The organism is Acinetobacter sp. SH024 (assembly GCF_000163635.1).
GTDB classification, from domain to species: domain Bacteria; phylum Pseudomonadota; class Gammaproteobacteria; order Pseudomonadales; family Moraxellaceae; genus Acinetobacter; species Acinetobacter pittii.
Genome location: NZ_GG753601.1, coordinates 324,214 through 330,230, shown reverse-complemented (window position 1 = coordinate 330,230; position 6,017 = coordinate 324,214). Strand labels below are relative to the sequence as shown.

Genomic DNA, 6,017 nt, shown 5'->3' with positions numbered 1-6,017 from the left:
GTAACGGTACGTGTCTCTTTTTTATGGGTGTTTGTCCATGAGTATTTGATTCCTATTTATAGGCTCAATTTTTATTTTCGGATGACTTAAATCATTTAATTTTTAGGATGCTTTTTCTCAAAACTAATAATCGCCCTTAAACCTCGTTTCACATAGAATAAATTGCAGATAAATAAAATGAGAAATGTATGAGCTCAGAAGCACATTCAATTAGCTTGGTTGCCCCTGTGGTTTTATTGGCAGCTGCTGTGATTGCAGTTCCTATTTTTAAACGTATTGGTTTAGGTTCAGTACTTGGTTATTTAATTGCGGGTCTAATTATTGGCCCATTCGGTTTTGCTTTTTTTCAAGATTCCACCGCAATTTTGCATATTGCCGAGTTGGGAATTGTGATGTACCTCTTTGTGATTGGTTTGGAAATGCAACCCTCACATTTGTGGAGTCTTAGGCGCGAAATTTTTGGCCTTGGTACGCTACAGATTATTATTTGCGCGCTGGCTTTGACTGGCGTTGGGCTGTTATTTGGCTTTACATGGCAAGTTGCTTTTATTGGTGCGGCAGGGTTCGTCTTAACTTCGACTGCGATTGTGATGCAGTTATTGGGTGATCGGGGGGATTTGACTCAACCCCGAGGACAAAAGATTGTAGCCATCTTACTATTTGAAGATTTACTCATTGTGCCATTGCTGGCTATTGTTGCTTTTATGGCACCGAATCATGTGGTCGAAAGCACATCGGTACGATTAGAAAATATAGGAATTGGTTTACTCGCAATTGCAGGGCTTATTGCGGCAGGGTATTGGTTACTTAACCCATTGTTTAGACTATTGGCCGCTGCTAAAGCCCGAGAAGTCATGACTGCGGCGGCTTTATTGGTGGTGTTGGGTGCAGCGTTACTGATGCAAGTCAGCGGTTTGACTATGGCGATGGGTGCTTTTTTGGCGGGTGTACTTTTATCTGAATCGACCTTTAGACATCAAATTGAAGCGGATATTGAACCATTCCGAGGAATATTACTGGGCCTGTTTTTCCTTGGGGTCGGTATGTCATTGGACTTATCGGTAGTTGCTCAAAACTGGCAACTTATTGTGTGTGGTGTAATTGCCCTAATGCTTGTCAAAGCGCTCATGATTTATATGGTCGCCCGAGTAACGAAAAGCTCTCATACTGAAGCGTTAGACCGCGCTTTACTTATGGCTCAAGGTGGAGAGTTTGCCTTTGTACTTTTCTCGGCTGCGCTAAGTGCACAAGTTATTGATAGTATCGTTAAATCTAACTTAACCGCCATTGTTGTGCTTTCAATGGTGTTGACCCCAATAGTCGGTATTATTTTCAAACGTTTTACTCAAGCAAAAACGAAGGTTTCATTAGAAAACATCGACATTGCTGACGGGCTAAGCGGTAGTGTTTTAATGATTGGTTTTGGGCGCTTTGGACAGGTTACTAGTCAATTATTATTAGCAAGAGGTGTCGATGTCACCATTATTGATAATAATACCGACATGATTCGAAACGCCGAAAAGTTTGGTTTTAAAATTTATTATGGCGATGGTTGCCGTCTAGATATTCTGCATGCGTCTGGCGCCGCAACAGCACAAGCGATTGTGGTGTGTGTAGATAGCAAGGAAACGACCAATAGAATTGTAGAACTCGTGACCCATGAATTTCCTTTGGCAAAATTATTAGTCCGTTCATATGACCGTGAGCATTCACTGCATTTAGTTAAACAAAAAGTGGACTTTATGATTCGTGAAACGTTTGAATCTGCAGTTAAGTTTGGCGGTGTGATTTTGCAAGAACTGGGTGTAGATGAAGACGAAGTAGAAAGAATTACCGAGGAAATTCGAGATCTCGATAATGAGCGTTTTGAAACTGAAATCGCTGCAGATGACGTCAATGCAGGAGTAGGTATGCAATATACACATACTCATCATCCAAGACCTACAGCACCGTTGATTCGACCAAAACAAGAAGGGCGGATTTTAAATAAAGAAGATACTTCAGAGAATGAGGGTGTGGATTAGTCATAAAGCTCAGTAAGAGTTTTTTAGAAAAGCTTTTACTGAGCATTTTTATTGGTGGAAGTACCTTAAGTTGCTAAATTCCATCCGTTTGCCAATCAAATCATTTGACCTTATTAAAGTTAGATTTTTAGTTATATTCATAAACCCGATTACAAACGCTCTAAAGCCGTACCTTTAACTGGGTTTCTGCGCCAATAATAGGGTTGTAAAAATCTAAGGAAAAACTTCCAAGGCGTCATCCATGCGATGCGTCGATTGGTTTTCTTGTTTTGAATAATTTGTTTTGCTAAATATGAACAAACAACTTCTGGCGGATCAATCACAAAGAAAAATAAGCGCTTGATCTTTTTCCAGTGTTGTACGTCGCCATTGGTCCAAGACGAAACTAACAGATCGGTTGCGACCATACCGGGGCTGAGCGTACCAGTTAAAATAGAAGTCGATTTGGTCTCTTTATAAAGTGCTTTGCTAAAATAACTTACTGCTTGTTTAGTGGTCGCATAGGGGGTCATTCCCGGACTCCATTCTCCGTTGCTTCCCCAACCTTCCATGTTAAAAATTTGGCCATACCCTTGTCGGAGCATGCCTTTTAGAGCTACTTGCGAACCAAGCATTGTGCCCAAAATATTAGTTGAAACTGCTGCATTTAATTCATCTGACTGAAGGTCAATAAACTCTTTCGTTGGGTGGCAGCTGCCTGCGTTATTAATCCACACATTTACTTGTCCAAAATGCTGAATTGCTCCCTCCCATAAGGCTTGTAAATCTGCAATTTGTGTCACATCACAGCATGAACCAATAAATTTTTCTTTACTAAAATGATTTTCTAGGTGAGTGAGAGCATGCTTAAGATGCTCCGCGTTTCGTCCAGCGATGACAACTGAACATCCCAGATCTAAAAAAGCGTGGGCGAGTGCTAAACCTATACCTTTTGTGCTTCCAGTGATGACTACGCAGCCAACTTCACGACTAGATAAACTCATTGAAATCTCTAAATTTTTTTAAAATTAACGCTATTGAGCAGCTTTATGAAAATGAGTTGTTTGCTCTTTTAATAAAAGCAAATAGATAATTGATAAACTTATCATCGAAATATTCATTACGATAGGGTTATAAGGCGAGATAAGTGTAGAAGGTTTTAAAAAACCAATTAAGAATAGTAAACCGAATAAACCTAAAATACTTAAATAGTGAATATATTTATGAGTATAAAAAAGAAACAATAAACCAAAAATAATTTCAGCTATACCGCTCGCGCGCCCTGCAAGTTTTGTATACTCAAAAGAAAGTCCGATGGTTTGCCATACAAATATTTCATCAGAGTTAATAAAGATTAGTTTAGGAACCAGTCCTTGATAAAACCACAAGAAAGCGAGCATAAAGCTTATAAATTTTAATGCCTTAGCATTATCCATTAAGATTCTCTAAAAGATTGAAGTTTCAATTTTGATCATTGCGACTATTATGTTTTGATTTAATTTATTCTTCAATAGCTAATAAGATTAGCTTGTTTTTTATCATTTCTTATGATTGTTTTTTAACATTAATGTAGGGATATGATAGGAAAATTTTATATTAAAACATAGGAGAAATACTCCTATGTTTTTAATTTTATGGTTCACTAACTAATCTTGATATATTTTTTAAAAGTATATTTCTTAGAAATTGTCTATAGCATTCATCTGTATTTTTGTTTGAATATTGAACTAAATAACCGTTGAGCTGTGTAATTATAATTATGGCTCTTTCTTTGTATTCTTCTGATGAGATTTTATTATGAATAGGGAGTATAATTTTATATATAAGTTCAAAATTATACTTTTGTATCATTGATAAAGAATCATATACATAGGGTAAGTGATCTGAAATAGAAAATACCTCTTTAAATGTATGCGTAATGACCGGTTGTTCTATTTCATATATTATATTGGTGATAATATTCATAAACCGATGCAAGGGTGGCTCATTTGCATTTAAGTTGATTAAAATTTCTATACGCTGTATGTAGTCGAAAATTAATTTATCGAGTAAAGCTTTTAATAAACTATCTTTATTTTGGAAATAATGCTGTAAGGTACTTAAACTAATATTCGATTGAGCTGCAACTCCTCGCATACTAAAACCAGAATAACCTTTGGTAAGAAAAACTATCTCAGCATTTTTTAAGATTTGCTTTACTCTTTCTTGTCCTTTTAGTGTGGTAAAGGACTTCTTTATTTGCATAGTATCAAAGGTATCAATTTTGATCATTATCCAGCCTGTAAGTACTATTTAAAAAAAAGGCATTCTAAACCATGAAATTAGAAAAATATAAATAAAATATTTAAATTCTATTAAACTAATTATGGGTCATGTGACCTATAATTTTTTAATATCGGTCATATGACCTAATATAAAATTAAAAAATAGGTCGTGTGACTTATTTTTGTCTCTTAAGTAATAGTTAAAATAGGTCGTGTGACCTGTTTAAATAATAATGAGTTTCTTATGATTTTATTAAATCTATAAATTATTGTATTTGAATAAATATTGACTAATTTTTATTTGATAGATGATATTTATTTTCTCTATTTCTTGGACTTTTTTTTAAAGTAGGGGTGGGTATTTAGTTAGGTGTTTTTTTAACTGTTAATGAAAGAATTTTAAATAAGTAAACATAGTCTTTTTGTAATATGTGTATACAAGTTAAATAATTGTTATTAAATTGTGAAAAGAATCACACAATAGTAAAGGTAGTTTGTTTTATATATAAAACAAATTGGACATATTTTATTTATTGAGTTTGATTCATTTTGTTCTACAAAACTAATCATTATATATGTAGGTTATGAATATGAAAAACATTCAGAAATCACTTCTTGCAGCATTAATAGTTGCTGGTTATGCAGTAAATACTCAAGCGGCTGTTACTGGACAGGTTGACGTTAAATTAAATATCTCAACAGGCTGTACTGTAGGTGGTAGTCAAACTGAAGGGAATATGAACAAGTTTGGTACTTTAGATTTTGGTAAAACTTCTGGTACTTGGAACAACGTATTAACAGCTGAAGTCGCTTCAGCAGCAACAGGCGGTAATATTTCTGTGACTTGTGACGGCACGGATCCTGTTGATTTTACAGTTGCAATTGATGGTGGTGAACGTACAGACCGTACTTTAAAAAATACTGCTTCTGCTGATGTAGTTGCATATAACGTTTACCGCGATGCTGCTCGTACAAACCTTTATGTTGTAAACCAGCCACAACAGTTCACTACAGTTAGTGGCCAAGCTACAGCGGTACCAATTTTCGGTGCAATTGCTCCAAACACTGGCACAGCAAAAGCCCAAGGTGATTATAAAGATACTCTATTAGTTACTGTAAATTTCTAAATATAAAAAGAAATAATTGATTGAGTGGCAGGTTTACTTAAAAGCGAGTGAACCTGTTTTAAATGGAGGGGAGATGATATTTAATCGCGGTTCTATATTTATAATTTCTTATTTTTTAATTTCTTCATTAAATGCGGGTGAAATTGGAGCTAAGTTAACAAATCAAATTGAATTATTACCTTCTTGTTCTATTAATAATAAAGTTGTTGAAAATAATGCGACAAATTTAAATTTCGGAACTGTTGATTTTGGTGAAACCTCAACTGGTTTTAATGGGGTGATCGACGCAAGTTTGATAAATAATGGAAACTCTGGTTTACAGATACAGTGTGCTGGTATTTCTACTGTAAAAATAATATTTGGTTCTGGAAATAATGATAGCAAAGTTCCTGCTTATTTTTCACAAAATTATTATCATGCATTAAGTAATGGTAGAGATTTTGTTGCTTATAACTTGCTCTATGGTTTAGATAAACAAGTGATTAGAGCGAATGATGCTTTTATTCTTAATGATATGAATACTAAAAAGAATATCGATATTTTTGGTCAAGCCATACACGATGGTGGTCGTATATCTAAGGGTGAGTATAGAGATATAGTACCAATTACAATTGAGTTTTAAG

At 34.9% G+C, this 6,017-nt stretch carries 6 protein-coding genes; 3 read left to right on the top strand and 3 right to left on the bottom strand.

The genetic code is table 11. From position 1 onward, the window contains the following. Positions 1-188 precede the first annotated feature (188 nt). Positions 189-2,024, top strand: a complete 1,836-nt coding sequence (locus HMPREF0013_RS14165) for a monovalent cation:proton antiporter-2 (CPA2) family protein (protein ID WP_002115260.1) — start codon at positions 189-191, stop codon at positions 2,022-2,024. A gap of 149 nt (positions 2,025-2,173) precedes the next feature. Here HMPREF0013_RS14165 and HMPREF0013_RS14160 read toward each other — a convergent pair whose 3' ends face one another. The 3 genes from HMPREF0013_RS14160 to HMPREF0013_RS14150 form a co-directional block, all read right to left on the bottom strand. Beyond that, complete coding sequence (locus HMPREF0013_RS14160; protein ID WP_005803615.1) at positions 2,174-3,007, bottom strand: SDR family NAD(P)-dependent oxidoreductase; 834 nt, start codon at positions 3,005-3,007, stop codon at positions 2,174-2,176. 30 nt (positions 3,008-3,037) lie between these two features. Next, positions 3,038-3,439, bottom strand: coding sequence for a DoxX-like family protein (locus HMPREF0013_RS14155; protein WP_002115305.1), 402 nt, complete (start codon positions 3,437-3,439; stop codon positions 3,038-3,040). 196 nt (positions 3,440-3,635) lie between these two features. After that, on the bottom strand, positions 3,636-4,274 hold the full coding sequence (locus HMPREF0013_RS14150; RefSeq protein ID WP_005803613.1) for a TetR/AcrR family transcriptional regulator: 639 nt from the start codon (positions 4,272-4,274) through the stop codon (positions 3,636-3,638). Between the two features lie 583 nt (positions 4,275-4,857). On the opposite strand from HMPREF0013_RS14150, the gene csuAB reads away from it, so the two are divergent. Continuing rightward, positions 4,858-5,394: a Csu fimbrial major subunit CsuAB gene (csuAB, locus tag HMPREF0013_RS14145; protein WP_002049140.1), complete on the top strand. Its 537-nt coding sequence runs from the start codon at positions 4,858-4,860 to the stop codon at positions 5,392-5,394. Positions 5,395-5,467: 73 nt separating this feature from the next. Beyond that, positions 5,468-6,016, top strand: a complete 549-nt coding sequence (locus HMPREF0013_RS14140; RefSeq protein ID WP_019767583.1) for a spore coat protein U domain-containing protein — start codon at positions 5,468-5,470, stop codon at positions 6,014-6,016. Position 6,017 lies beyond the last annotated feature (1 nt).

Coding starts and splice junctions, on each gene's coding strand:
- csuAB (WP_002049140.1), top strand. CDS start 4,858: ATGAAAAACATTCAGAAATCACTTCTTGCAGCATTAATAGTTGCTGGT.
- HMPREF0013_RS14160 (WP_005803615.1), bottom strand. CDS start 3,007: ATGAGTTTATCTAGTCGTGAAGTTGGCTGCGTAGTCATCACTGGAAGC.
- HMPREF0013_RS14155 (WP_002115305.1), bottom strand. CDS start 3,439: ATGGATAATGCTAAGGCATTAAAATTTATAAGCTTTATGCTCGCTTTC.
- HMPREF0013_RS14140 (WP_019767583.1), top strand. CDS start 5,468: ATGATATTTAATCGCGGTTCTATATTTATAATTTCTTATTTTTTAATT.
- HMPREF0013_RS14165 (WP_002115260.1), top strand. CDS start 189: ATGAGCTCAGAAGCACATTCAATTAGCTTGGTTGCCCCTGTGGTTTTA.
- HMPREF0013_RS14150 (WP_005803613.1), bottom strand. CDS start 4,274: ATGATCAAAATTGATACCTTTGATACTATGCAAATAAAGAAGTCCTTT.